This is a genomic window from Streptomyces sp. NPDC003016, from assembly GCF_053591455.1.
The window spans coordinates 27,471-50,338 of record NZ_JBSFTV010000023.1 but is presented as its reverse complement, the minus strand read 5'-3'; the positions used below and the strand labels follow the sequence as shown (position 1 = coordinate 50,338).

The window sequence follows — 22,868 nt, the reverse complement described above, 5'->3', positions numbered from 1 at the left end:
AGGCCACGGCGGTGATCCGGGATGATGACGCAATGCGCTTCCTGTTTGTCGGCGACTCCATGACCGTCGGGCGCGCCGGCGACTTCACGTGGCGCTACCGCATGTGGCAGCACCTGGTGGCGTCATTCGGCGGCCCCTTCGAGGTCGTCGGCCCCCGCACCGAGCTGTACGACGCCTCTGCGGACGCCCCGGTCTCCCGCGCGTACGCCGATCCGGCCTTCCCCCCGCACGCCCGCCGCCACCTGTCGGGCTGGGGCGAGGGCTGGCTGCATATGGCGCCCCTGATCCGGGAGACGGTCGCCTCGTCCGGGGCGGACGTCCTCCTGGTCTCCCTGGGCCTGATCGACCTCGGCTTCTACACGAACGCGGCGCAGACCGCCGACAACGCGGAGCGCTTCGTCGCCGAGGCCCGCGCCGCCAACCCGCGCGTCCGCATCGCGATCCACCCGGTCGTCCCCAACGTCCGGGCCGAGTCCGACGCCCCGTTCGCCGCCGAGTGCGTCCGCTTCAACGAGTTCCTCTCCAAGGCGGTCGCGAACCTCGACGCGCCCGGGACGTCCCCGCTGCTGCTGGCGGCGCCCCACCCGGCGTACGACATCCACCAGGACACGTACGACGGCACGCACCCGGGCCCGACGGGCGAACACAAACTGGCGGCGGCCTTCGCGGACGCGATGCACGCGCAGTGGGGCCTGGGGGCCCCGTACCCCCACCACCCCTGAATTCACCGGGACTTGGGGCCCAGGCGGTCGGCAGGCACCGGCGCCTCGAACTCCGGCACGGGCGGCACGGCCGACTCGGGCAGCCTCCGGAACAGCAGGCAGGCCAGAGCGGGCATCAGGATCAGCGGTGCCAGGGCCGTCCGACCGAGGTCAGCCGACCCTCGACTTCGGCGAACCCGTCGGCCCCACCGGCACGGTCGTCGGACTCACCCCCTCCACCGACGCGTTCCCCCGCGACCGACCGGGCCGGAACTGGAAGTTCACCTCCGGGTTCGCGGACGAAGGCCCGTCCAGCAGCGGCCGGTACATCCCGCGCAGGTGCTGGTCGAAGAAGGCGCCGACGTAATCACGGGTGATCTCACCGGACCGCTTCCCGGGCAGCGGGACCTCGGGGTCGCTTACGCCCAACTGGCCGCCCAGCACCGGCAGATCGATGAAGGTGAAGTGGCCGGAACCGGTCACGGTCAGCCAGCGCTTCCACCCGTCCAGGCGCTTCCACCCCTTGTCCCAGCTCTTGTCCTTGCCGCCGGGGTGGTGGAGCGAATCGGTGCCGAGCATCATGAACGGCCGCCCGTCGAGCCCGCCGACGGGAACAGGGGCGAAGAACGTGCCGTCCATGTTCACCCCGGCCCGGATCCTGCTGTCGTACGCCATGGCACGGGCGGCGCTGTTGCCGCCGATGGAGTGCCCGGCCATCCCGACCCGCTTGCCGTCGATCATCCCCGCGTCCTTCCACACCGGGTGACGACGCGTCAGTTCGTCGAGCACGAAGGAGGCATCAGCCGCCCGGCCGTTCGCGACGGAGGCCAGTACCGCCCTGCTCTCCTTGCCGTCGGGCACCGATTCGACCTTCTCGCACGCGACACAGGTGAGGGTGCGGCCACCGGGGAACGCCGTTCCGACGGACTCGTAGGCATGGTCGATCAGAGCCACGACGTAACCGCGCCCGGCCAGCTCCTCGGCGAGGAGGGTGAGGGTGGCGCGGTTGAGCGAGAACCCGGGCGAGAGCACGACGAGCGGATGCCGGCCCGCTGCCGGGCGGGCGCCCGTGCGCGCGTTGGCGCGGGTGGAGCTGAGCAGTTCGGGCGGGAAGACACCCGCGTACCCCTGACTCTCCAGCAGCAGCCGGGCCTCTTCGGTCGTCATGTACTCAACGACCCGGCCGCCGGTCCCGGGGCGGGCCGGGTAGTACATCGACACCATCAGCTCCCGCGCCCCCGCCGACGGCATCCACGGGTCGCGTCGGCTCTTGTCGGTGAGGTGGAGGGTCTGACGCCCGGTGGCGTACGGGCCGGTGGGCAGAGGGAGTTGGAGCTGGCCGGTGCGGGGGCCGGGCGCGGAAGCGGGCGGGGCAGAGGCCGCGAGGGCCGTGTCCGCCGAGACGACGGGCAGCGACAGCGGCAGCGTGAGCGCGAGTAAGACGGCTGCGGTACGGCGACGAATGTTGACCATGCGGCAACCGTAGGCACCACGGCCCCGGCGCCACATCCGGCGAGGGTCGCCTGCGCCCCCTAGGGGACGCCCGGTCACTGCCCTACTACGGCGGCCCGTTGACCGTTGACCGTCGACCGATGGCCGACCCAGCCCGGTCGGTGCTGTCCGAAGTCGTTCCGCATGGCGGCGGCGCCGGTCGGCGCCTCCGGCTCCCGGCCCCGACCGTCGGCCGTGGCTCGCGACGGATCGGTGAAGGTCAGGGTGCGGGCAATCCCGAGCAGTGTGTTCCGGTAGTCGTCGGCGGAGTCGAGATCGGGTGTCACCATCTGGATCGCATTCCGCATGGGCACGGGGCCGTCCACGGCGGCGTACCACCCGACCGCGGTGCACCGGCCCAGAGCACGTGGCGACAGACCCCGGGCCCCGCCCCTTCGGCCGGTGCCGGGGCTGTGCCACGGCGTGGTGTGAGACGACTGAGCAGGTTCGGGGTGTTCACGTACGCCCAGCAGATATAGCGTCAAGATCATGAACCCGCAGGCGGAAACCACCACCACCGACCAGGCGCCGGCCGATCCTGCCGCCACCGACGACATGCTGGCCACCCAGCCCGTCGGTTACTGGAGCGGCCGCGCCCATGCGGCGGTCACCCGGCATCTGCGGGACGCCATGGCCGGGGTTGACGTCACGCAGCCGCAGTACTGGGTGCTGAACAGCGTGAACGGCGGCCCCGTGCCGCCCAGCCGTGAGGAGGTGGTCGGCCGGCTGACCCCCCTGGCGGACGGGCCGTACGACATCGCGCGGGTCGTCGACCAGTTGCTCCACCGTGGCTGGCTCCGGAACGACGCCGGGCAGCGCCTGCACCTCACCGATGCCGGGGAGGCTGCCAGGGTGCGGCTGCGCGCGCTGGTGACCGAGGTGCGCGCCGTGGTCCACGAGGGCGTCAGCGACGAGGAGTACGTGGCAGCGCTCAAGGTACTGCGCAGAGTGATCGCCAATGCTGAGGCCGCCGGGGACTCCTGAACTCCGCCCACCGTTCGACGGCCCGGGCCGCGCCCCACGCGCCTCACGCGCCTCACGCCGTGCCGGTGGCCGCCGCGACCCGCTCCCGCCAGGTCAGCCGTACGGCCCCCTCCTGCGGCCGGGCGCCGAAGCCCGCCGCTCGGGCCGCCGCCTCCCTGCGGCACTCCCCGCACTCCGTCTCGCCCGCGACCGGCCGGACGGCGTGGTCGTCACCCGGCCCCGCGCACAGCACCAGCTCGGCCCGGTCCCGGCCGGGCGAGGGCGTCGCCGTGGTGATCGTGCGCGCTCTCCCGCAGAGACCGAGGGTGTGGCGTACCGCTCCAACGGCCGCACTCCCGGCGGGCGTTGGCTCATTCGGCACCCTTGTCCGTCTCCTCGCCGCTTCCTTAGCGTGGCCGCGTCGCCCCACTGACCCGGGGCGACGGGGGAAACTCGACGGAGAGGAAGCACCAGACCATGCACAAGACTCGTACGATGCTGGCCGGCCTCGGCACGGCCGCCCTCCTCGCCACCGTATCCGCACCCATGGCGTCCGCGGCTCCGGCCGACGCGCAGGAGTGGGGGGCGTGCGCCAGTGGCAACGTCTGCTTCTACACGGGAACGAGCGGCACCGGCTCCAAGTGTTCCTGGAGCGTCGCCGACGAGGACTGGACCCAGGGCTCCATCCGCTGTTCCTGGTCCCAGACGCACCATGTGAAGTCGGTGTGGAACCGGGGCACCAGCTCGGCCAGCGGCGTCGCCTACTACCAGTGGGCGAACTACAACACCCGCAAGGGCTGCACGCCGCAAGGCGCGCGGGGCAACCTCGCGGGTACGTACATGCTCAAGTCGCACCGGTGGATCAGCGGCTCCTGCGGCTGACCCGACGTCCGTACGGCCATGTGCGCAGAGCCGCCCCGCCACTCACCTGGCGGGGCAGTCGCCGTCGGGCGTCACGGCCGGGCCGGGCTGAGCAGGGCCGGGGAGTCGGTCCCGCCTTCCGCGCACGCCCTCTTGCTTCGAGCGCGCTCGAAGGCGTTGGCTTGGTGCCCATGAAGTACACGCAACTCGGACGCACGGGACTCAAGGTCAGCCGCCTCGTCCTCGGCACGATGAACTTCGGGCCCCAGACCAGCGAGGCCGACAGCCACAGCATCATGGACTCCGCCCTCGGGGCCGGCCTCAACTTCTTCGACACCGCCAACGCCTACGGCTGGGGCGCCAACAAGGGCCGCACCGAGGAGATCATCGGCTCCTGGTTCGCGAAGGGCGGCGACCGGCGGGACAAGACCGTCCTCGCCACCAAGGTCTTCGCCAACATGACGCCGGACGACACACCGACCTGGCCCAACCACGACCGTCTCTCCGCCGTCAACATCCGGCGGTCCGTCGACGCCAGCCTCAGGCGGCTCCAGACGGACTACATCGACATCTACCAGTTCCACCACGTCGACCGGAACACTCCGTTCGAGGAGATCTGGCAGGCCATCGACGTACTCGTCCAGCAGGGCAAGATCCTGTACGCCGGATCGTCCAACTTCGCCGGCTGGCACATCGCGCGCGCCAACGAGACCGCGCGGCGGCTCGGGTCGTACGGGCTCGTGAGCGAGCAGTGCCTCTACAACCTCGCCGAGCGGCGCGCCGAGATGGAGGTCGTTCCGGCCGCGCAGGAGTACGGCCTCGGGATCATCCCGTGGTCGCCGCTGCACGGCGGGCTGCTCGGCGGCGTGCTGCGCAAGGAGCGCGAGGGCGGGGCGGCCCGGTCCTCCTCCGGGCGGTCCGCCGACGCGCTCGCGAACACGACCGTCCGCGCGCAGGTGCAGGCGTACGAGGACCTGCTGGCCAAGCACGGGCTGGAGCCCGGCGAGGCCGCCCTGGCCTGGCTGCTCACCCGGCCGGGGGTCACCGGGCCCATCGTCGGACCGCGTACGGCGGAGCAGCTGGAGTCGGCACTGCGCGCCGTCGAGCTGGAGCTGTCGGAGGAGGTGCTGGCGTCGCTGGACGAGATCTTCCCGGGGCCGGGGCCGTCTCCTGAAGCCTTCGCCTGGTAGGCCCGGCCCGTAGGACGTCGCCGCGGCGGTCCCGGTCGGCCGGCCCTGCCCGGCCGGCCGGTCAGCCGCCGACCGCGGCCGCCACGGCGACGACGACGAACATCAGCACGAGTACACCGGCCATGATCCGGTTTCTGCTTTTCGGGTCCACACGTCGAGCGTAACCGGACGGGGGCAGGGCCTCGGTCAGCGCCCCAGCGGCCAGACCCGCACCGGCTCGTACCGGGGCCGCGCGCCGGGCACCCCGTGCACCGGCAGGCTGCTGCGGACGAGAGCAAGCTCACCCACCGTCCAGGCCGTGCCCTCGAAGGGGGCGAGCACTTCGACGTACGGCCGCAGGTCCGCGTTCAGCCCCGTGCGGCTGCGGGCGATCGTCAGGTGCGCCTTGTACGCCCGGTGCTCGTCCATCGCCACCCCGGCCCGCCGCGCCGCCGCGTCCGCGCGGTCCGCGAGCAGCCGCACCGCGTCGAGGCCGCCCGCCGCCCCGGCCCACAGGGCGCGCTGCCCGAAGCGTCCGCCGCCGTGGATGCGGAGGGGGAAGGGGTCCTGGCGGGCGGCGGCGCGGCCGAAGCGTTCCTCGACGGCCGGCAGGAGCTCTCCGTCCACCTCCCCGAGGAAGGCGAGCGTGAAGTGCCAGCCGTCACGGCCCGTCCAGCGCAGGTCGTCCGCGCCGGGGAGGGCGCGCAGCCGGTCGACGGCGACGGCGAGTTCGTCGACGGCCCCGGCGGGCGGAAGTACGGCGGCGAAGAGTCTCATACGACCAGTTTCCGGTACGTGGTGATCGACTGCGGTCGCCACCCACCCGAACGTATGCTTCGGCTCTCACCTGCGCAGACAACATGCAAGCATGAGCGCATGGCTACCAGGATGCTCAGCGTGCGCATAGACAGTGACTCCCTTGAGGCGATCAAGGAGCGAGCTGCGGCTCGCGGCATGACGGTCCAGGAGTACGTCGTCACGACGCTCCAGCGAGACGAGTTCGAGGAGCGGTTCAAGGCGGCGTTCCGCGAAACGATGGAGCTGTACGGCGACGTACTCGCGGAAATCGACGCGGCCGACAGGGTGGAGGAGGCGGCGCAGCACACGGAGGACGACGCCGGCGCACCGCCCCGTACGCAGTCCGTTGCCGCATGACGACGAACCATCTGGACCTCGGCGATCTGCTCTGGGCGGCCGAGGAGCTTCGCGGCGATCCCCAGCCGGACGGTCTCGGCTCCCTGATCGCCGCCTGCGCCCGCACCAGGGCCGAGGCCTTCGGTTACGAGGTGTACCAGTCCGTGCACCTCAAGGCGGCGGCTCTGATGCAGACGATCGCCCTGCTCGAACCCCTTGAGCACGACAACAAGACCCTGGCGTTCGGCGCGGCGCGTTCCTTCATGGGGGCGAACGGCTTCCGGCTGCGCCCCGAGCCGGAGCAGTTGCGGGAGGCCCTGACCGCAGTCCGGCCCGGGGCCAAGGGCGTGCGCGTCCTCGCCAGGCATCTGGACCGCTGGGCCCAGCAGTAGCCGGAACGATCGCGGCCCCGGACATTCCGTGTCCGGGGCCGCGATCGTCAGACAGAACGCGCGAACACGTCACGCCACCGTCGCGAGTTCCTTCCGGCGTACCGGCTCATCGGACTCCTTCGGGACGAACGCCACGTGCTGGTGGCCCCGGCGCAGGTCCACCTTGAGGCGCAGGCCCCCCAGGCGCGCCAGGACGATCGCCACGCCGATGCCCGCCAGCAGCGAGATCGCACCGCCCGTCGCGAAGCCGACGCGCGCGCCGTAGGTGTCGGTGACCCAGCCGAGGAGCGGCGCGCCCACCGGCGTACCGCCGGCGAAGACCATCATGTAGAGGCTCATGACACGGCCCCGCATCGCCGGGTCGGTCGCCATCTGAACGCTCGTGTTGGCGGTGATGTTGACCGTCAGGCCGAGCATGCCGATCGGCACCAGCAGCATCGCGAACAGCCACAGGGCGGGCGAGAACGACGCCGCGATCTGGAGCGCGCCGAAAGCCATCGCGGCGGCGACCAGCATCCGCAGCCGCGAGGAGCGGCGGCGGGCGGAGAGCAGCGCGCCGACCAGCGAACCGGCCGCCATCAGAATGTTGAAGAAGGAGTACAGCCCGGCGCCGCCGTGGAAGACGCCGTCGGCGAAGGCGCTCAGCCAGATCGGGAAGTTGAAGCCGAACGTGCCGACGAAACCGACGAGGACGATGGGCCACATCAGCTCGGGGCGGCCCTTGACGTACCGCAGGCCCTCCCGCAGCTGGCCCTTGCCGCGCGGCACTCTCTCCACCTTGTGCATCTCGCTCTGGCGCATCAGCAGCAGGCCGGCGAGCGGTGCGAGGAAGGACAGGCCGTTGAGCATGAACGCCCAGCCGCTGCCGATCGTCGTGATCAGCACGCCCGCGACGGCGGGGCCGATCAGGCGGGCGGACTGGAAGTTCGCCGAGTTGAGGCTGACGGCGTTGCGCAGCTGGCCGGGGCCGACCATCTCGGACACGAAGGACTGCCGGGCCGGGTTGTCGACGACCGTGACCATGCCGAGCAGGAACGCGATCAGGTAGACGTGCCAGACCTGGATGTGGCCGGAGAGCGTCAGGGCGGCGAGCGCGACACCGCACAGGCCGAGGGCGGCCTGGCTGAAGAGCAGAAGGGTGCGCTTGGGATACCGGTCGGCGATGACACCGCCGTACAGGCCGAAGAGCAGCATCGGCAGGAACTGGAGGGCCGTGGTGATGCCGACGGCGGCCGCGGACCCGGTGAGGTCGAGGACCAGCCAGTCCTGGGTGATGCGCGACATCCAGGTGCCGGTGTTGGACACGACGGCGCCGGTCGCGAAGAGCCGGTAGTTGCGGATCTTCAGGGACGAGAACATGCTCGGCCCTTTGCGTTCCCTGGTGGGTATCTCGTGGTGGGTGTTCGGTGCGGGGGCGGAGTCTGCTCCGGATCCCGTACTCAAAGTGGGTTCGCCTCCTTGGCGGCGCGCGGGGTCGGTGGTGCGGTCAGAGGTGTGCGAGCTTCTCCAGGACGGGGGCGGCAGCGCGCAGCTTCGCCCATTCGTCCTCGTCCAGACCTTCACAGAGGCCGGCCAGCCAGGCGTTCCGCTTGCGGCGGCTCTCCTCGAGCATCGCCTCGGCGGTCTCGGTCGGGCTGACCACCTTCTGCCGGCGGTCGTCGGGATGCGGCTCCAGCCTGACCAGTCCCTTGGCTTCGAGCAGCGCCACGATGCGGGTCATCGAGGGCGGCTGCACGTGCTCCTTGCGGGCCAGCTCACCGGGGGTGGCCGAGCCGCAGCGGGCGAGGGTGCCGAGTACCGACATCTCGGTGGGGCTCAGCGATTCGTCGACGCGCTGGTGCTTCAGGCGCCGGCCCAGCCGCATGACGGCCGAGCGCAGGGAGTTCACAGCGGCAGCGTTGCCGGCGTGCGACAGGTCAGGCATCTATTTAGCCTAACTCATTACCCACGCTAAATACAGTCGGAGCATCACTTCACCCGTACGAGTGAGCCCACTCCGGAAAGTGACGTACGGCCGGGGGCCGGACGGCGACGCTGTCCCGCATGGGATCAACAGTGCTCAGCCTGCGGATAGACGGTGAGCTGCACGACCGCCTCCGGGACCGTGCCGCCAAACGCGGAATGAGCGTCCAGGACTATGTGGTCCGGACGCTCATTCGCGACGACTTCGACGAACGCTTCAAGACGGCGGTCGACGAGACGGAGAAGTTCTACGACGGCATTGCGTGAGGCCGCTTGCGTGAGGCCGCTTGCGTGAGGCCGCTTGCGTGAGATCGCTTGCGCGAGGCGGCTTGCGCGTTACGTGAGGTTGAGCGCCGGCATCAGGTAGTAGAAGGCGAAGACCGCCGACACCGCGTACATCGCCGCCGGCACCTCGCGCCCGCGCCCGGCCGCCAGGCGCAGCACGCAGAAGCTGACGAAGCCGATGCCGATGCCGTTCGTGATCGAGTACGTGAACGGCATCATCAGCATGGTCAGGAACGCCGGGATCGCGATCGTGTGGTCCGCCCAGTCGATGTCCTTGACCGAGCCCGACAGGATCAGGAAGCCGACCGCGAGCAGAGCCGGGGTGGCGGCCTGCGACGGCACCATCGTGACCAGCGGCGTCAGGAACAGACCCACGGCGAAGAGGCCGCCGGTGACGACGTTCGCGAGGCCGGTGCGCGCGCCCTCGCCGACACCGGCGGTGGACTCCACGAAGCAGGTGGTGGCGGAGCTGGAGGTCGCGCCGCCCGCGGCGACGGCGATGCCGTCGATGAGCAGCACCTTGTTGACGCCGGGCAGGTTGCCCTTCTCGTCCAGCAGCTTGGCCTCGTCGCTGACGCCGAGGATCGTGCCCATCGCGTCGAAGAAGCAGGACAGCAGCACGGTGAAGACGAAGAGGACGCCGGTCAGCAGGCCGACCTTCTCGAAGCCGCCGAACAGGCTGACCTGGCCGACCAGGCCGAAGTCCGGGGCGGCCACCGGATTGCCGGGCCACTCGGGGGTGGTCAAGCCCCAGGACGGGATGTCGGCGACGGCGTTGACGACGAGGGCGACGACGGTCATCACGACGATCGAGATGAGGATCGCGCCCGGCACCTTGCGGACGATCAGCGCGAGCGTGAGCAGCACGCCGAGGACGAAGACCAGGACCGGCCAGCCGTTGAGCTGGCCGGTGGCGCCGAGCTGGAGCGGGACGGTGGTGTGCGCGGCGTCCGGCATGCGGGAGACGAAGCCCGAGTCGACCAGGCCGATCAGCATGATGAAGAGGCCGATGCCGATCGCGATGCCCTTGCGCAGGCCGATCGGCACCGCGCTCATCACGCGCTCCCGCAGGCCGGTCGCGACGAGCAGCATCACGACGAAACCGGCGAGTACGACCATGCCCATCGCGTCGGGCCAGCTCATGCGGGGCGCGAGCTGGAGCGCGACCACGGTGTTGACGCCGAGGCCGGCGGCGAGCGCGATCGGCACGTTGCCGATGACGCCCATCAGCAGCGTCGAGAACGCGGCCGTCAGCGCGGTGGCGGTGACCAGCTCGCTGCCGTCGAGCTGGTGCCCGTACATGTCCTTCGCGCTGCCCAGGATGATCGGGTTCAGCACGATGATGTAGGCCATCGCGAAGAAGGTGGCGAGACCGCCCCGGATCTCGCGCGGAACGGTGGAGCCCCGCTCGGAGATCTTGAAGAAGCGGTCGAGACCGTTCTTCGGTTCCGGGGAAGACGGCGGCTGCTTGGCGTCGACCGGAGCCGTGGCCGAGGGAGACATGCGTGACCTCATGCGGAAGGAGGGGACTAAAGGGCAGACAAGGGGCACGTCGGATACATCTGGAAGCGATCGACATTGGATGTTCAGACGAACAAAACCAGTCAGACGAAACCTGTTTCAGTATGAATACATAAGGGAAAGATCGCTATCTCCGCGCGTAGACCCTTGGGCCGCCTGGCCCGGCCGCCCGTGTGCGGGTGCCGCCTACACTGTCCCCATGGCGAAGTGGACCCCCCAGCACGAGGCACCCGAGCCCCTTGAAGGGCCCGTCGTCGCCACCGTCGTCGGCGGCACGCTCATCTGGTTCGCCCTCTTCCTGGTACAGCTCCCCTTCTACGCCTGGTTCGACGACCGCGGCTGGACGTGGTGGGTGTGGACCTGCCTGGCCGGCGCCGGTCTCGGACTGATCGGCATCTGGTACGTGCGCGGGCGCGAAGCGGCGATCAAGCGCGCGGAGGCCGAGCACGCGAAAGCCGAGCACGCGAAGGCCGCGGGGCCGGAATCCGCCGGAGCGGAATCCGCGGGGCCGCAGGCCGCGGGGCCGCAGGCCGCGGGAGCGAGCACCCGCGCCGCCGGTCCGGACGCGTAACCCGGACAGGCGAAGAGCTCCGGCCGCTCGACGGGTCGATCCGCACGTCCGGTCGTACCGTCGGAACCATGACGCAGCGGGCGAAGGTCGACGCGGACGGGTCCGAGCCGGGCGGCCCCGTGATTGACGCGGGCGCCGAACTCGACCCCGTACACCCCGTGGAACTCCCCAGATCCGCCGCGGGACACCCCGGGCTCACCACGGCCGAGGCCGCCGAGCGGGTCGCCCGGGGCGAGGTCAACGACGTGCCGGTGCGCAGCTCGCGCTCCGCCGCCGAGATCGTCCGGTCGAACGTCTTCACCCGCTTCAACGCGATCATCGGCGTGCTGTGGGTGATCATGCTCTTCGTCGCGCCCGTCCAGGACAGCCTCTTCGGCTTCGTCATCGTCGCGAACACGGCCATCGGCATCGTCCAGGAGCTGCGCGCCAAGAAGACCCTCGACAGCCTCGCCGTCATCGGCGGGGCCAGGCCGAAGGTCCGCCGCGACGGGACCGCCGTCGAGGTGTCCACCTCGGAGATCGTCCTCGGCGACCTGGTGGAGCTGGGACCGGGCGACAAGGCCGTCGTCGACGGCGAGGTCGTGGAGACCGACGGCCTGGAGATGGACGAGTCGCTCCTCACCGGCGAGGCCGATCCGGTGCTCAAGCGCCCCGGCGACCAGGTGATGTCCGGCAGCTTCGTGGTCGCGGGCGGCGGCGCGTTCACCGCCACCAAGGTCGGCCGTGCGGCGTACGCCACCCGGCTCGCCGAGGAGGCGTCCCGCTTCACGCTCGTCCACTCCGAGCTGCGCAACGGCATCAACCGGATCCTCACGTTCGTCACCTGGCTGATGGTCCCGACCTCGGCCGGCCTCGTCGTCAGCCAGCTGGTCGCCAAGGAGACCGGCTTCAAGGACTCGATCGCGCGCACCGTCGGCGGCATCGTCCCGATGATCCCCGAGGGCCTGGTGCTGCTCACCTCGGTCGCCTTCGCGGTCGGCGTGATCAGGCTCGGGCGCAAGCAGTGCCTCGTGCAGGAGCTGCCCGCGATCGAAGGGCTCGCGCGCGTGGACGTCGTGTGCCTCGACAAGACGGGCACGCTCACCGAGGGCGGCATGGACGTCACCGAGGTGCGGCTGCTGGACGGCTCGGGCACCGAGGAGGCGTACGTACGCACCGTGCTCGGCGCCCTGGGCGGGTCGGACCCGCGGCCCAACACCAGCCTCCAGGCGATCAAGGACGCCTGTCCGGACGACGGCTCCTGGCGCTGTACGGAGTCGCTGCCCTTCTCGTCGGCCCGCAAGTACAGCGGGGCGAGCTTCACCGGGAAGGACGGCAGCACCAGCTCGTGGCTGCTCGGCGCGCCCGAGGTGCTGCTGCCGCGGGACGACCCGCACCTCGACGAGATCGATCTGCTCAACGCACAGGGCCTGCGGGTGCTGCTGCTCACCCGCGTCGGCGGGGGCCCGGGAGGGCTCGACGGCCCGCGGGCCGAGGACGGCTCGCACGCGACCGCCCTGGTCGTCCTGGAGCAGCGGCTGCGCCCGGAAGCCGCCGCCACCCTCCAGTACTTCGCCGACCAGAACGTCGCAACGAAGGTCGTCTCCGGCGACAACGCGGTGTCCGTCGGAGCGGTCGCGGCCAAGCTCGGCATGCCGGGCGCCGCGAACACCGTCGACGCCCGCACGCTGCCCGCCGGGCGCGCGGAGATGGCCGGGGCGCTGGACGAGAACGCGGTCTTCGGCCGGGTCACCCCGCAGCAGAAGCGCGACATGGTCGGAGCGCTCCAGTCGAAGGGCCACACGGTCGCCATGACGGGCGACGGCGTCAACGACGTACTGGCCCTCAAGGACGCCGACATCGGGGTCGCGATGGGGTCCGGGTCGGAGGCCACGCGGGCGGTGGCGCAGATCGTGCTGCTCGACAACAGCTTCGCGACGCTGCCTTCGGTGGTGGCCGAGGGGCGCCGGGTCATCGGCAACATCACCCGGGTCGCGACCCTCTTCCTGACGAAGACGGTCTACTCGGTGCTGCTGGCGATCCTGGTGGTCTGCTCGCAGGTCGAGTACCCGTTCCTGCCGCGCCACCTGACGCTGCTCTCGACGCTGACGATCGGGGTGCCCGCGTTCTTCCTCGCGCTGGCGCCCAACAAGGAACGGGCCCGGCCGGACTTCGTACGCCGGGTGATGCGGTACGCGGTCCCCGGCGGCGTCATCGCCGCGTCCGCGACCTTCTGTACGTACCTGCTCGCCCGGTCGCACTACTCCGGCCCCGGGGCCCTGGCCGCCGAGACGAGCACGGCGACGCTCACGCTCTTCCTGGTGTCGGTCTGGGTGCTGGCGATCATCGCCCGCCCGTACACCTGGTGGCGCGTCGGCCTGGTGGCCGCGATGAGCCTCGGCTTCGTGGTCGTACTCGTGGTCCCGTGGCTCCAGGACTTCTTCGCGCTGAAGCTGGTGGGTACGACGATGCCGTGGGCGGCGGTGGGCATCGCGGCGGTGGCGGCGGCCGCCCTGGAGCTGGTGTGGCACCGGGTCGGCCGCCGCTTTCCCGCGTAGCGGGGGTACTGCCTGTACTGCCTGGGGTACTGCTGGGGTTACTGCCCCGGGTGCTCAGCGCACGTCGAGGTAGTCACCGCCCGCGGAGATCGCGGGGGTGGTGGACGTACCCGCGAACGAGTAGCGCCAGTAACCGTCGGAGGCCGCCGTGACGGTCGTCTTCAGGTCACCGGTGCTGCTGGAGGTCACCGTCTTGACGGTGGTGTACGTGCTGGTGCCGGCCTTGCGGAACTGGAGCTTCACCGGCTGCTGGGTGTAGCCCGCGTAGGCGGAGGTCTCCCAGTTGGCGCGGGACAGCTTGCCCGTGACCGTGATGGTCTTGCCCTTCACGACCGGCTCGGGCGAGGCGTTGACCGTCAGCTTCGCGTAACGCTGGACGCGGGTGGTGCCGGCGACCTCCTTGAACACGTAGTCGCCGTCACTGGCGTAGACGGACGCCCACACCTTCCACGTGCCGGCCAGGGCGTTCTTGTACAGGTCGAGCTGGGGGTCGACCGTCACGGTCACGGTGCAGGTGGAGGTGGTGGCACTGGCCTTGACGCAGTCCGCCTCCTCCTGCTCCGAGATGAGCGCGCCGTCGATGTCGTTCTCGTTGAAGGCGGCGCCGTGCCAGAGGAACTGGTCACCGCCCTCGATGCCGGACGGGTCGGTGGCCGTGACGGCGATCTTGAAGGTCTTCGCGGCGGTGGTGCCGACCACGATGTTCTTGCCGCCGTTGACGACGACCTTCGTGATCTTGATGTCACCCTCGATCTCGTCCTGCGGCGCGTTGGCGACGAAGGGCGAGACGCGGTAGTCCGACTTGTCCTCGGCCTGGGCGGCCGGTACGGCAAGGGCGGACAGGGCCAGGGCGCCCGAAACGGCGGCCACGGTGGCACGTATGCGCATGTATGTAAGTCCCCACATGGATGCGATCCCGCCGTGTTTCCCCCCGGCGGGATCTTTGAGTGTCGAACGAAGTGTAGGGATAGCGTAGAGAGTTCGTAAACAGAGAATCAGTCGAACCAGCGATCGCGCGCCAGTTCCTCCGTGCGCGACGGGTCCTCGATCAGCGCCGCCACCTCGAAGCGGCGCGGCCACTGACCCGTCGACCAGGCAAGACCGGCCGCCACGCCCTCCAGGGTGGCCGCGTGGACCACGCCGTCGGGGGTACGGCGCCAGTCCAGTTCGACGCCGCCCGCGAGGAGTTCCTCGTGTTCGACGTACGTCGCCGGGGTGGCGTCGCCGAGCAGGGCCCGTACCGCTTCCGGAACCTCGCGCTCCACGCCCTCCGAGTCCACCTCGGCCCGGTCCGACTCGCTGAGGCGGCGCACCTGGAGGAGTTCGGCCAGGTCGGCGGCGCGGGACGGGGCCACCGGCAGCAGCGGCAGTCCGGCGGTGAGGGGCAGCAGGTCGGGGGCGTCCGCGACCACGGCGTCCGCAGCGTCGACCACCCGCACCTCACCGTCCACGACCGCGCGCAGCTCGTCGGGGAGCGTGACCTGCTCGGGGTCGAGGTCGGCCAGGGCGCCGTACAGCGCGTGGAGTCGGGGCGCGGTGACCGTACGGTCCGGGTCCGCGAGGCGGCCGAGGAGCTCGGCGGCGCCGCCGGGCTCGTCCAGCAGCGCGGCCACGGAGGTGCGTACGCCCAGCGCCCTCAGCACCTGCTCGTCGTCGAAGCCGGTCGCGTCCGCGGAGGTGTAGAGCCCGTCGAGGAGCGGGTCGCCGCCCGCCGCGCGCAGACCGGCCGGACGGCGCCCGTCGAGCACGGGGTGGTCGCGCAGCCACCACGCGGTGTACGGGCGTACGGACTGCGTCGTCCCGTCCGGCAGCAGGACGCGCACGGGCTGGGTCAGCGCGTCCCGCAGCGGCGGCCGGGCGAGCATCGCGAGGGCCTGCGGCCACTTGTCGTCGTCGACCAGGTCCAGGTCCCGCACGGCGACGATCTCGGTGGCGACCGGCGGCACGGAGGTCTCCGGCAACTGGTCGAGGATGTCCTCGCACCACACGTCCACGGCGTCCAGCAGGCCCGCGTCGTCGGGCTCGGCGAAGTCACCGTCGCGCGGCTCGAACTCGTCGGGGTCCAGGACGACGTCGGTGGCGCGTACGAGTGCGAAACCCGCCAGGACACCGCAGGCGGTGAGCGGCTGCTCGCCCCAGCGGGCGGCCAGTTCGGCGTCGCACAGGGCCAGTTCGCCCTCGCGCATGATCTGAGCGAACGGGCTGCCGGGCAGGACGAGTTCACCGGCGGGCGAGAGCTCGCCGTCCTCGTCGGCCAGGGCGAGCGCGCCGAGCCACGGCTCGTCGCCGGGCGACAGGTCGGCGTCGCGCACCAGCGCCAGGACGGTCTCCGCCAGCTCCTCGGCGTCGGGGGCGTCCTCGTCCCAGATCTGGCCGCCCTCGTCCATGGATGCGGCGACGGCGGCCCGCACCTGCGGGGTGGTGAGGACGGCGCGGGGGGTGGCGGGGAGCGCGCCGAGCTTTTCGAGGAGGGGGTGGGCGGCGTCGGGGTGGGCGACCTTCAGGCCGAGGCGGGTGAGCTGCCCGGGGGCGGCGGCGGTGTCCGCGCCGGTGCCCGTGCCTGTGCCTGTGCCTGTGCGCGTATCCGTGCCCGTGTACGTGTCCGCGCCGGCGAGCGGCAGCAGGACCTGGCGCGGGCCGATCACCGTACGGCCGCCGGCCAGCGGGACCGGCAGACCGGACAGGCGGTCCGGGTCGACACCGGCCAGGGACTCGTACAGCCGCCGCCACCAGGAGGGCTCGCGCTCGGCGCCCGCGAGGCGTTCGATGGCGTCGCCCAGCGGCAGCCGGCCGACGCCGAGGGTGCGCAGCTCGGTGCGGCGTTCGAGCCCGGCGGGCAGCAGGGTCGGCAGCACCTCGGCCATGACGCGGACGGTGTCCGCGCCCGCGCCCTCGACGACCTCCGCCTCGAACGGGCGCAGCGCGGTGAACTCCTCGGACGGCGCCGCCGGCGCGAGGAACGCGACGCGGGGCAGCCGTTCGACGACGGCCGCGCGCAGTGCGCCGTCCAGTTCGCCCTTGCCGAGCGGCCCGGGGACGAGGTCGACCGTCCCGGTGGAGACCGGCTCCCAGTCGCCGAGCAGTTCGGCGTACGCGTCGGCGGCGCGCTGTACGAGGAAGTCGGTGAGCGGGCCCGGCGCGGGGTGGCGGCGGGCCGTGTCCAGCGGCAGCGACGCGATCAGCAGGGCCGGTACGCCGAGGGGCTCGTCGGTCGGGGTCGGGGCGTGCACGACGGGCGCGGTGGCGGGCCGCTGCGGCGCGCCCTCGCTGTCCACCGGCACGGCCCAGGTGACGGACCAGTGGGGGCGCAGGCGCTCCTCGACGGGCCGGTCGGCGAGGAGGGCGGTGGCCAGGGCTCCCGAGCGGGTGAGGGTGCGCCAGCGGGTGGTGCGGGTGGCGGGCGTGGCGCCGCGGGCGGTGTCCTCGATGTGTACGTACGCGTCCTGCTCGTACCGCGTCAAGGTCCGCGTGGAGTCCGGGGTTTCGACGACCACCTCGGCGAGGCCGGGGAGGGTGAGGAGCAGGGCGTCGTCGATGGCGTCGAGCAGGTGCCGGGCGAGGTCCACGGCGCCGCCGTCGCGCAGGGGCAGGACCACGACGGTGTCGTAACCCTCGGGGGCGGAGCCCTCGGCGGGGAGCGGGAGCCGCAGGAGGGGCACGTGACCGTCGCGGCGCCGCAGCTCCTCACCGAGGCCGGGCGCGGTGCCGGCGGCGTCCACGGCCAGCTCCCTGGCCTCCGCCAGGGACCAGCGGACACCGCCGTGGCGGCCGAGGACGGCGGGCTCGTCGCTGACGGCCAGTACGGCGGCGAACCCGACGCCGAAGCGGCCGACCGCGCCGCCGGGACCCGCTTCGTACTCCCGCTTGGCGGACGCGCGCAGCGTGCTGAGGGACTCGACGCCGGCGGCGTCGAGGGGGGCGCCGGTGTTGGCGGCGGCGAGGATCGCGGGGGCGCCGTGTTCGGTGGCGGCGTGCAGGGTGAGCCGGAGCCTGCCGGTGACGCCGGCGCGGGCGGCGGCGTCGGCTGCGTTCTGGGCCAGCTCGACGACGAGGCGGTCCCGGTAGCCGCCGAGGGCGAGGTCCTCCTCGGCGTTGGCGTCCTCGCGGAACCGGGCGGGGCTCGCGCTCCACGCGTCGAGCACCCCACGCCGCAGCCGCGCCGTCCCGAAGGGGTCTGCCTCGTCGGTGGCCCTGACGCTCACGCTTGTCTCCGCTCGTCCTGAGGTACGGGTGCTGGGGTGCTGCCCGCCGGTCGGCTCATCTCGTCAACTGGCGCCTACCCGTGTCTGCGCGGCGCAAGTATCGCGTGCGGACGGACCTGCGACGTCCGCCTGCCCGCCGGGTCGTCGCGGTGCGGGTCCGGGTGCGGTGGGGTGTGCCGCTGCGCGGGGCTGTTCCCCACCCCGCCCGCCCCTTCCCGGCCCGGGGCGCTGCCCCGGGCCCGGTCCTCGAGCTCCCCCGGACTCCGTCCGGGGGGCTTGAGCGCACGCCCGGAGGGCGCCCGGGGTCAGGAGTGGCCCAGGTCCTCCGCCGGGTCCGGCGTGGCCGGGACCGAGCCGCCCTCCGGGTCCGGGCGGAGCGGGAACACGTCCGTGGCCATCGAGTCCAGGACCGGGGGCGGCGGGCGCAGCGGCTTCGGCATGACCGCTGCCTCCGAGTGCCCCCCGCAGCCGTAGGCGAGCGAGACGACATGGCCGTCCGCCGGCGAGAACTCGTTCGCGCAGACGCCGAACGCCTGGCGCAGCGACCCGGCCATCGGCACGAGGAAGGCACAGGAGACACAGGTGGCGGGGGCCGCCTGGGCCATGGGGGCCTTCGCTCCGTACGCCTCGTCCCAGCGGTCCGCCGCGATGTGCAGCCCGTACCGCGACAGGACGCGCGCACGCCGCATCCCGAGCTCTTCGGCGACCGCCGCGATCGAACCCCGCGCGGGAGCCAGCGGCAGCGCCGCCGGCGCACCGCCCGTGACCTCGGCGTCCTCCGCCTCGACGAGCTGCGCCATCTCCTCCGAGACCGGGGAGTCCGGCGGCGGCGCGTCGGCGCCCGTGTAACCGGGCTCCAGGCGCAGGTCGTCCGCCTCGGTGGGGAGCAGGTCGCCCGGCCCCAGGTCCCCGGGGCGCAGCCGCTCGCTCCACGGCACCCACTCCGGCGCCAGCAGGGAGTCCGGCCCCGGCAGGAGGACCGTCTCGTTGAGGGTGACCAGCTTGGCCCGCGAGGCGCGGGTGACGGTCACCGCCCAGCGCCAGCCCCGGTAACCGGGTTCCTTGCATTCGAAGAGGTGGGTGACCACCCGGTCACCCTCGGCGAAGAGGGAGACATGCTCGCCGACCACCCCCGGGAAGGCGGCCTCCTCGGCCGCCTCACGGGCAAGGTCTACCGCCTCGGCGCACAGGCGGTCAGGGGTTCGGCTTCGCGTCGTCGCAGCACTCACAGGTCTCGCTTCTCTCCTACGCCGTCTCACGGGTGCGCCAACGGATGCCCGTACGAGGTACGAGATACGAGGTGCGAGCTGCGGGCGGAGCGGACCGAAGGGCCGCGTCGACGTCCACGCCTCGCCCGACTCGTCTCGGTCTCGGGCGCACTTTCCACCACCCATTCTGCGGGATGACGGAGAGGCGCGCGGCCGAGGACAACCGCCGGTGGCGCGCTACGCACGCTACCCCCTCTGCCGCCCCGGTCCCACCTGCACGCCGTGTTTGGGACCGGAAGGCCCGGGAGAGACCCGGCAGAGAGTCCCAAATGCCCGGAGTGGCGGCTCATCGGCCCCGTCCGCCCCGTTTCAGGTTCGGGCCGGGGAGGTGTGGGGCACTATGGCGGGGTGGCTGCCGCAAATTCGTCCGACGGATCCGGTCCACTGCGCAGGACCGGCCGGGCGGTGGGCCGCGCCCTCCACCTGCCCTTCACGGGTACGGCGAAGGGCATCCGCCGCGCCACGCACGCGCAGGGCGCGGGCGAGTCGGGCCTCGGCAAGCTGATCGAGCTGCACGCCGTGAACGGCGCGGGCGACGTCATGATCACGGTCGCCCTCGCCTCCACGGTCTTCTTCTCCGTCCCCACCGACGAGGCCCGCGGCCGGGTCGCCCTCTACCTCGCGATCACCATGGCGCCCTTCACGCTCCTCGCCCCGGTGATCGGCCCGCTCCTGGACCGGGTGCCGCACGGCCGCAGGGCCGCGATGGCCGCCGCGATGCTGGCCCGGGCGCTGCTCGCGCTGGCGTTGTCGGGCGCGGTGGCGACGGGCGGGATCGAGCTCTATCCGGCGGCCCTGGGCGTACTCGTGTCCTCGAAGGCGTACGGCGTCGTACGGAGCGCCGTCGTACCGCGCCTCCTGCCGCCCCGCTTCTCCCTCGTGAAGGCCAATTCGCGGGTGACCCTGGCCGGGCTGCTGGCGACGGGCGCGGCCGCGCCGATCGGGGTGGGGCTCCAGCAGGTCGGGACCGCGTGGCCGCTGTACGGGGCGTGCGCGCTGTTCGTCGTCGGTACGTTCCTGGCGTTCACGATGCCGCACAAGGTGGACTCCGCGAAGGGCGAGCGGAAGGCCAGGCTGCTGGAACACGGGCACGGGTACGTGCACCGGCCCGGCCACGGCCACCAGAAGCAGGAGGCGCCGCGCCGCCCCGGCCTGCGCACGGTCGGCCCCTCCGTGCTCCACGGCCTCCAGGCCAACGCCGCCCTCCGCGCCCTCTCCGGCTTCCTGATCTTCTTCCTGGCGTTCCTGCTGCGCGAGCACCCGCTCTCCGGGCAGAGCGCCGCCGTGTCGCTGGCGGTCGTCGGCGTCTCGGCCGGCGTGGGCAACGCCTGCGGGACGGCGGTGGGGGCGTGGCTCAGGGACCGCGGGCCCGAGGCGATCATCGCGACGGTGCTGGGGCTGACGCTGGGCGTGGCCGTCTGCGCTGCGTTGTTCTTCGGCGGGCTGATGGTGGCGGTGCTCGGCGCGACGGCGGGCCTGTGCCAGGCGCTCGCCAAGCTGTCGCTGGACGCGCTGATCCAGCGGGACGTGCCCGAGGAGGTGCGGACGTCGGCGTTCGCGCGGTCGGAGACACTGCTCCAGATGGCCTGGGTGGTGGGCGGCGCCGTCGGGATCGCCCTGCCGCTGAACGGCGCGCTCGGCATGTCGGTCGCCGCCTGCCTCCTCGCGACCGGCGCGGCCCTGTCCGTACGGGGCCTCCTGAGCGCGGCGCGGCGCGGCTCGCCGCACCCCCGCGTGGCGTGAGGCGGGGCGGGCGATAGCCTTCGCCCCATGACCGTTGCGCTCCTCTCTGGTAAGGCCCGCCGCACCGCCACCGTGATCGGTGCCGTGTCGGCCGGACTCCTCGTCCTGTCCGCATGCGACAAGCCGACGCCGCTCGCGACCGTGACGGTCGGCACGGAATCGGTGCACACCGAGGCCGCGTGCTACAACGACGGCTCCGCGATCAAGGAGTCCCTGCTCCAGGGCTGCCTGAACAAGAAGGCCGAGAAGACCGTCAAGGTCTCCATGGAAGACAAGGTCCGCTTCGGCGTCGACCCCGAGATCGCGGACAAGGGCTGGACGCTCTTCATCAACGGCCAGCAGGCCGAGCAGGAGCCGTTCAAGAAGACGTACCGGACCATCCCGGGCAGCGCCTTCTTCGCCCAGCAGCAACAGCAGCAGCCGGGCGCGCCGAGCCCCGACGAGGCGCAGGTCAGCGTCGTCGAGACCAAGGGCAAGAAGCTCACCGGCATCTGGCACTTCAAGCTGGAGAAGACCTCCTGACGATGCGTGTCCTGGTCGTGACCGCGGTTCCCGCCGAGCGGGACGCGGTCACGCGCGCGTTCGCCCCCGGTGACGCCGACGTCGACGTCATCGCCTGCGGGGTCGGCCCCGCCGCGGCCGCGGCCGGGACCGCGACAGCGCTGGCGTCCGCGGCCCGCCCGTACGGGCTCGTGATCTCCGCCGGCATCGGCGGCGGTTTCGGCCACCTGGCCCCGCTCGCCTCCCTCGTCGTCGCCGACGCCATCGTCGCCGCCGACCTGGGCGCCGAGACCCCCGACGGCTACGTCCCGGTGACCGCCCTGGGCTTCGGCGCCGTGGAGCACCTGCCGCCCGCCGCCCTCGTACGGGCCGTGGCCGGCGCGACCGGCGCCGTCACCGCCGCCGTGCTGACCGTCTCCACGGTGACCGGCTCCGCCGCCCGCGCCGCCGAGCTGCGCGCCCGGCACCCGTACGCCGCCGCCGAGGCGATGGAGGGCTTCGGCGTCGCCGAGGCCGCCGCCCTGCACGGGGTACCGGTGCTGGAGATCCGCGCGGTCTCGAACACCGTCGGGCCGCGCGACCGGGCGGCCTGGCGCATCGAAGAGGCGCTGGAGGCGCTCACCGGTGCGTTCGGGAAGCTCGTGCCCGTACTCGAGACCTGGGAAGACCCGAACGAAGACCGGGATGAGGAACATGACGACGTCTGACGCGCTGAAGATCGCTTACTCGCCCTGCCCGAACGACACCTTCGTCTTCGACGCCTGGGCGCACGGCCGGGTGCCGGGGGCGCCGGCGCTCGACGTGACGTTCGCGGACATCGACATCACCAACGGGATGGCCGAGCGCGGGGAGTTCGACGTGCTCAAGGTGTCGTACGCCGTGCTGCCGTGGGTGCTGGAGGAGTACGCGCTGCTGCCGTGCGGCGGGGCGCTCGGCCGGGGCTGCGGGCCTCTCGTCCTTACGTGCGAGCCCGGGGCCGACCTCACCGGCAAGCGGGTCGCCGTGCCCAGCGAGCGCTCGACGGCGTACCTGCTGTTCCGGCTGTGGGCGGCCGATGTCGTGCCGGACGGGGTCGGCGAGATCGTCGTCATGCCGTTCCACGAGATCATGCCGGCGGTGCGCGACGGCAAGGTCGACGCGGGGCTCGTCATCCACGAGGCGCGCTTCACGTACCAGGACTACGGTCTGCACTCGCTCGCCGACCTGGGCGGGCACTGGGAGGACACGACCGGCCTGCCCATCCCGCTGGGCGCGATCATCGCCAAGCGCTCGCTGGGCGCGGAGCGGCTGCGCGAGCTGGCGGACGCGGCGCGCACGTCGGTGCGGATGGCCTGGGACGATCCACTGGCGTCGCGGCCGTACGTACGGGAGCACGCGCAGGAGATGGACCCCGCGGTGGCCGATCAGCACATCGGTCTCTACGTCAACGAGTTCACCGCCGACCTGGGCGAGAGCGGCTACGCGGCGGTGCGCGGACTGCTCACGCGCGCCGCGGCCGAGGGGCTCGTACCGCCCCTCGGCCCCGACGCGCTGGAGTTCGTCTGATCCCCGGCTGTCCGATCCCCGG

General features: G+C 72.2%; 23 protein-coding genes. 13 read left to right on the top strand and 10 right to left on the bottom strand.

The genetic code is table 11. The features are described from left to right. The first annotated feature begins 32 nt into the window (after positions 1 to 32). Complete coding sequence (locus tag ACWDZ4_RS20980) at positions 33 to 722, top strand: GDSL-type esterase/lipase family protein (protein WP_451509920.1); 690 nt, start codon at positions 33 to 35, stop codon at positions 720 to 722. A gap of 150 nt (positions 723 to 872) precedes the next feature. Here ACWDZ4_RS20980 and ACWDZ4_RS20975 read toward each other — a convergent pair whose 3' ends face one another. Both ACWDZ4_RS20975 and ACWDZ4_RS20970 read right to left on the bottom strand, forming a co-directional pair. Further along, a complete protein-coding gene (locus tag ACWDZ4_RS20975; protein WP_451509919.1) occupies positions 873 to 2,174 on the bottom strand; it encodes an alpha/beta hydrolase family protein in 1,302 nt (433 codons plus the stop codon). 74 nt (positions 2,175 to 2,248) lie between these two features. Then, positions 2,249 to 2,500, bottom strand: coding sequence for a hypothetical protein (locus tag ACWDZ4_RS20970; RefSeq protein WP_451509918.1), 252 nt, complete (start codon positions 2,498 to 2,500; stop codon positions 2,249 to 2,251). Positions 2,501 to 2,681: 181 nt separating this feature from the next. Here ACWDZ4_RS20970 and ACWDZ4_RS20965 point away from each other — a divergent pair, with 181 nt between their 5' ends. Beyond that, positions 2,682 to 3,176 (top strand): MarR family winged helix-turn-helix transcriptional regulator, encoded by a 495-nt coding sequence (locus tag ACWDZ4_RS20965; protein ID WP_451509917.1) that lies wholly within the window; start codon positions 2,682 to 2,684, stop codon positions 3,174 to 3,176. A 52-nt stretch (positions 3,177 to 3,228) separates the two neighbouring features. On the opposite strand, the gene ACWDZ4_RS20960 is transcribed toward ACWDZ4_RS20965, so the two are convergent. Beyond that, positions 3,229 to 3,537: a hypothetical protein gene (locus tag ACWDZ4_RS20960; protein WP_451509916.1), complete on the bottom strand. Its 309-nt coding sequence runs from the start codon at positions 3,535 to 3,537 to the stop codon at positions 3,229 to 3,231. A gap of 95 nt (positions 3,538 to 3,632) precedes the next feature. Here ACWDZ4_RS20960 and ACWDZ4_RS20955 point away from each other — a divergent pair, with 95 nt between their 5' ends. Beyond that, the gene (locus ACWDZ4_RS20955; RefSeq protein WP_451509915.1) at positions 3,633 to 4,037 is read left to right on the top strand and encodes a peptidase inhibitor family I36 protein; all 405 of its coding nucleotides are present in this window, start codon (positions 3,633 to 3,635) and stop codon (positions 4,035 to 4,037) included. Positions 4,038 to 4,207: 170 nt separating this feature from the next. Next, the gene (locus ACWDZ4_RS20950; protein ID WP_451509914.1) at positions 4,208 to 5,206 is read left to right on the top strand and encodes an aldo/keto reductase; all 999 of its coding nucleotides are present in this window, start codon (positions 4,208 to 4,210) and stop codon (positions 5,204 to 5,206) included. Between the two features lie 186 nt (positions 5,207 to 5,392). Here the strand turns inward: ACWDZ4_RS20950 and thpR are convergent, their stop codons facing one another. Beyond that, complete coding sequence (thpR, locus tag ACWDZ4_RS20945; RefSeq protein ID WP_451509913.1) at positions 5,393 to 5,962, bottom strand: RNA 2',3'-cyclic phosphodiesterase; 570 nt, start codon at positions 5,960 to 5,962, stop codon at positions 5,393 to 5,395. Between the two features lie 99 nt (positions 5,963 to 6,061). Between thpR and ACWDZ4_RS20940 the strand changes: the two genes are divergently transcribed. Both ACWDZ4_RS20940 and ACWDZ4_RS20935 read left to right on the top strand, forming a co-directional pair. Continuing rightward, positions 6,062 to 6,340: a hypothetical protein gene (locus ACWDZ4_RS20940; RefSeq protein ID WP_451509912.1), complete on the top strand. Its 279-nt coding sequence runs from the start codon at positions 6,062 to 6,064 to the stop codon at positions 6,338 to 6,340. Further along, positions 6,337 to 6,711: a fic family toxin-antitoxin system, toxin component gene (locus ACWDZ4_RS20935; RefSeq protein ID WP_451509911.1), complete on the top strand. Its 375-nt coding sequence runs from the start codon at positions 6,337 to 6,339 to the stop codon at positions 6,709 to 6,711. Before ACWDZ4_RS20940 ends, ACWDZ4_RS20935 begins: the two co-directional genes overlap by 4 nt. A 69-nt stretch (positions 6,712 to 6,780) precedes the next feature. Here ACWDZ4_RS20935 and ACWDZ4_RS20930 read toward each other — a convergent pair whose 3' ends face one another. Together ACWDZ4_RS20930 and ACWDZ4_RS20925 are read right to left on the bottom strand one after the other, a co-directional pair. Next, a complete protein-coding gene (locus tag ACWDZ4_RS20930) occupies positions 6,781 to 8,154 on the bottom strand; it encodes an MFS transporter (RefSeq protein WP_451509910.1) in 1,374 nt (457 codons plus the stop codon). A 43-nt stretch (positions 8,155 to 8,197) separates the two neighbouring features. Continuing rightward, positions 8,198 to 8,635, bottom strand: coding sequence for a MarR family winged helix-turn-helix transcriptional regulator (locus ACWDZ4_RS20925; protein ID WP_451509909.1), 438 nt, complete (start codon positions 8,633 to 8,635; stop codon positions 8,198 to 8,200). 119 nt (positions 8,636 to 8,754) lie between these two features. Between ACWDZ4_RS20925 and ACWDZ4_RS20920 the strand changes: the two genes are divergently transcribed. Further along, positions 8,755 to 8,940 (top strand): toxin-antitoxin system HicB family antitoxin, encoded by a 186-nt coding sequence (locus ACWDZ4_RS20920; RefSeq protein ID WP_451509908.1) that lies wholly within the window; start codon positions 8,755 to 8,757, stop codon positions 8,938 to 8,940. A gap of 69 nt (positions 8,941 to 9,009) precedes the next feature. Here the strand turns inward: ACWDZ4_RS20920 and ACWDZ4_RS20915 are convergent, their stop codons facing one another. Next, positions 9,010 to 10,461 carry an NCS2 family permease gene (locus ACWDZ4_RS20915; RefSeq protein ID WP_451509907.1) on the bottom strand — a complete coding sequence of 484 codons (1,452 nt, stop codon included), beginning with the start codon at positions 10,459 to 10,461 and terminating at the stop codon, positions 9,010 to 9,012. A gap of 217 nt (positions 10,462 to 10,678) precedes the next feature. Between ACWDZ4_RS20915 and ACWDZ4_RS20910 the strand changes: the two genes are divergently transcribed. Then, complete coding sequence (locus ACWDZ4_RS20910) at positions 10,679 to 11,050, top strand: DUF2530 domain-containing protein (RefSeq protein ID WP_451509906.1); 372 nt, start codon at positions 10,679 to 10,681, stop codon at positions 11,048 to 11,050. 68 nt (positions 11,051 to 11,118) lie between these two features. Next, positions 11,119 to 13,587, top strand: coding sequence for an HAD-IC family P-type ATPase (locus ACWDZ4_RS20905; protein WP_451509905.1), 2,469 nt, complete (start codon positions 11,119 to 11,121; stop codon positions 13,585 to 13,587). 54 nt (positions 13,588 to 13,641) lie between these two features. On the opposite strand, the gene ACWDZ4_RS20900 is transcribed toward ACWDZ4_RS20905, so the two are convergent. From ACWDZ4_RS20900 to ACWDZ4_RS20890, 3 genes are all read right to left on the bottom strand, one after another. Continuing rightward, positions 13,642 to 14,475: a DUF5707 domain-containing protein gene (locus ACWDZ4_RS20900; protein ID WP_451509904.1), complete on the bottom strand. Its 834-nt coding sequence runs from the start codon at positions 14,473 to 14,475 to the stop codon at positions 13,642 to 13,644. 107 nt (positions 14,476 to 14,582) lie between these two features. Further along, the gene (locus ACWDZ4_RS20895) at positions 14,583 to 17,789 is read right to left on the bottom strand and encodes a sacsin N-terminal ATP-binding-like domain-containing protein (RefSeq protein WP_451509903.1); all 3,207 of its coding nucleotides are present in this window, start codon (positions 17,787 to 17,789) and stop codon (positions 14,583 to 14,585) included. Positions 17,790 to 18,094: 305 nt separating this feature from the next. Further along, entirely contained in the window at positions 18,095 to 19,018 is a 924-nt protein-coding gene (locus ACWDZ4_RS20890) for a DUF3027 domain-containing protein (RefSeq protein ID WP_451509902.1), read from the bottom strand. A 387-nt stretch (positions 19,019 to 19,405) separates the two neighbouring features. Between ACWDZ4_RS20890 and ACWDZ4_RS20885 the strand changes: the two genes are divergently transcribed. The 4 genes from ACWDZ4_RS20885 to ACWDZ4_RS20870 are packed head-to-tail and all read left to right on the top strand — an operon-like array spanning position 19,406 to position 22,846. Further along, the gene (locus ACWDZ4_RS20885) at positions 19,406 to 20,800 is read left to right on the top strand and encodes an MFS transporter (protein ID WP_451509901.1); all 1,395 of its coding nucleotides are present in this window, start codon (positions 19,406 to 19,408) and stop codon (positions 20,798 to 20,800) included. Between the two features lie 27 nt (positions 20,801 to 20,827). Further along, on the top strand, positions 20,828 to 21,322 hold the full coding sequence (locus ACWDZ4_RS20880) for a DUF2771 domain-containing protein (RefSeq protein ID WP_451509900.1): 495 nt from the start codon (positions 20,828 to 20,830) through the stop codon (positions 21,320 to 21,322). Between the two features lie 2 nt (positions 21,323 to 21,324). After that, on the top strand, positions 21,325 to 22,008 hold the full coding sequence (locus ACWDZ4_RS20875) for a futalosine hydrolase (protein ID WP_451509899.1): 684 nt from the start codon (positions 21,325 to 21,327) through the stop codon (positions 22,006 to 22,008). Next, a complete protein-coding gene (locus ACWDZ4_RS20870) occupies positions 21,995 to 22,846 on the top strand; it encodes a 1,4-dihydroxy-6-naphthoate synthase (protein ID WP_451509898.1) in 852 nt (283 codons plus the stop codon). The genes ACWDZ4_RS20875 and ACWDZ4_RS20870 overlap by 14 nt, the downstream gene beginning before the upstream one ends. Positions 22,847 to 22,868 lie beyond the last annotated feature (22 nt).